This window comes from Streptomyces sp. NPDC127092 (genome assembly GCF_042722475.1).
GTDB lineage: Bacteria > Actinomycetota > Actinomycetes > Streptomycetales > Streptomycetaceae > Streptomyces.
On the sequence record NZ_JBHXFE010000193.1, the window covers coordinates 1 to 1,597 of the forward strand.

At 79.6% G+C, this 1,597-nt stretch carries 1 protein-coding gene and 1 pseudogene; both read right to left on the reverse strand.

The genetic code is table 11. The features are described 5' to 3' along the window. A partial coding sequence (locus ACFWJO_RS38745; RefSeq protein WP_386872909.1) for a PIG-L family deacetylase occupies positions 1-948 on the reverse strand: 948 nt, incomplete at its 3' end. Then, a pseudogene (locus ACFWJO_RS38750) lies at positions 945-1,597 on the reverse strand (acyl-CoA dehydrogenase); the annotation flags it as partial. The gene ACFWJO_RS38745 and the pseudogene ACFWJO_RS38750, both read right to left, overlap by 4 nt.

Sequence of the window (1,597 nt, forward strand, 5' to 3'; positions counted from 1 at the left end):
GTCCGCGGGCAGCACGGCTCGGCGCACCTCGGCGTGCGGCGTGCCGGCCAGCCGGGCGGCGGCGCGCTCGACGGCGGTGGAGGACGCCTCGAGGCCGACCACGCGGTCCGCGCGCGCGGCCACGTCCGCGGTGAGCACGCCGATGGACGCGCCCGCCTCCACCACGGTCCCGTAGCGGGGCCGGGGCAGGGCGGCGAGGGTGAGCGCCCGCTTGCGGGCCTCGTACGACGAGCTGAGGTAGCGCCACGGGTCCTCCTGGGCCCGGTAGAGCCGGTCGAAGACGGCGGCGGCCCGGTGGGCGTCGGCGTCGTCGGGGCCGGAGACGCGGTGGGCCTCGAACGGGCGCTCGTGGTGGGCGAGCACGGCGGGGCCGAGGATCGCCTCGTCGCCGGGCAGGTCGCACTCTCCCACGACCGCGCCGACGGCCCGGCCTACGGCCTCGTGGTCCGCGTGGCCGTCGCCCGGGTCGTGGGAGGCGAGCACGGCGGGGCCGGGGTGGGCGTCGAGGGCCGCGGCGACGGCGTCGCGCACGGCGTCCTCGTGCTCGGCCACGCCGGAGTCGGGCAGGGCCAGGGACGCCCAGGTCAGCCGGTCCCGCGCCGGGGAGCCGGGGCCTGCGGAGGCGGGCAGGCCGGCGGCGAGGGCGTCGAGGGCGTGCTCCATCTCGTCCCGGCGCAGCCGGACCAGGTCCGCGGGCGTGTGCGTGGGCGAGTGCGGGTGGGAGGCCTCGCCGGCGGTGGCGACCAGCACGTGCACGCGTGCCCCGCCGCGCAGGGCGGAGCGGATCAGGCCGGTGGCGGCGAGGGTCTCGTCGTCCGGGTGCGCCACGGCCACGAGCAGCAGCGTCTGCGCGTCCCAGACGGGCAGGCGCAGCTCCGGCAGCTCGCCGACGCCGCCCTCGGCCCAGGCCGCCTCGGACGTGCCGTCGTCGGTGTGGGAGAAGCTCACCACGTCCAGCCGCCGTCGGTCTCGCCGGTCAGGAGCGCGGCGCCCAGCCGGGCGTCGTCGCGGTGTCCGTGGTGCTGGCGCAGGTAGACCTGCAGGTCGGCGACGGCGCGGGCGTGCGCGGCGCTGCCGGTGAGCGGGCCGGGGCCGGTGGCCTGCCCGACGACGTCCATCACCTCGGTGCACAGCTGCGCCACGGTGCCGCGGATCCGGTCGGCCTCGACCATGCCGCGGCCGTGGTCCAGGCGGCCGGCGTCCACGTCGTCGGCGGCACGGGCGAGCAGGGCGGCCATCGCGTGGAGCAGCCGGTCGACGCGGCCGAGCGCCGCCTGGCCGATCTGGTCCGGGCCCGGTCCGCGGCCCTCGGCCTCGGCGGCCGCGCGGGCGGCGGTGGCGTTCCGCAGGGTGCGGGCGATGCCGACGGCGCCGCCGAACCACACCGCCGCCACGCCGATGCCGCCCCACGCGAAGCCGGGCCGGCGCAGGTACCACTCGGCGCCGCCGACGGCGTTGCCGGGGACGGCGTCGAAGGCCAGGCCCACCGTGCGGATCGGGGCGAGGCCGAGCGCGGGCCAGGCCGAGTCGGTCTCGGCCACACCGGGGTGGGACAGGTCCACGAGCACAGCACGGCGGGTGCCGTCCGCCTCCCGGC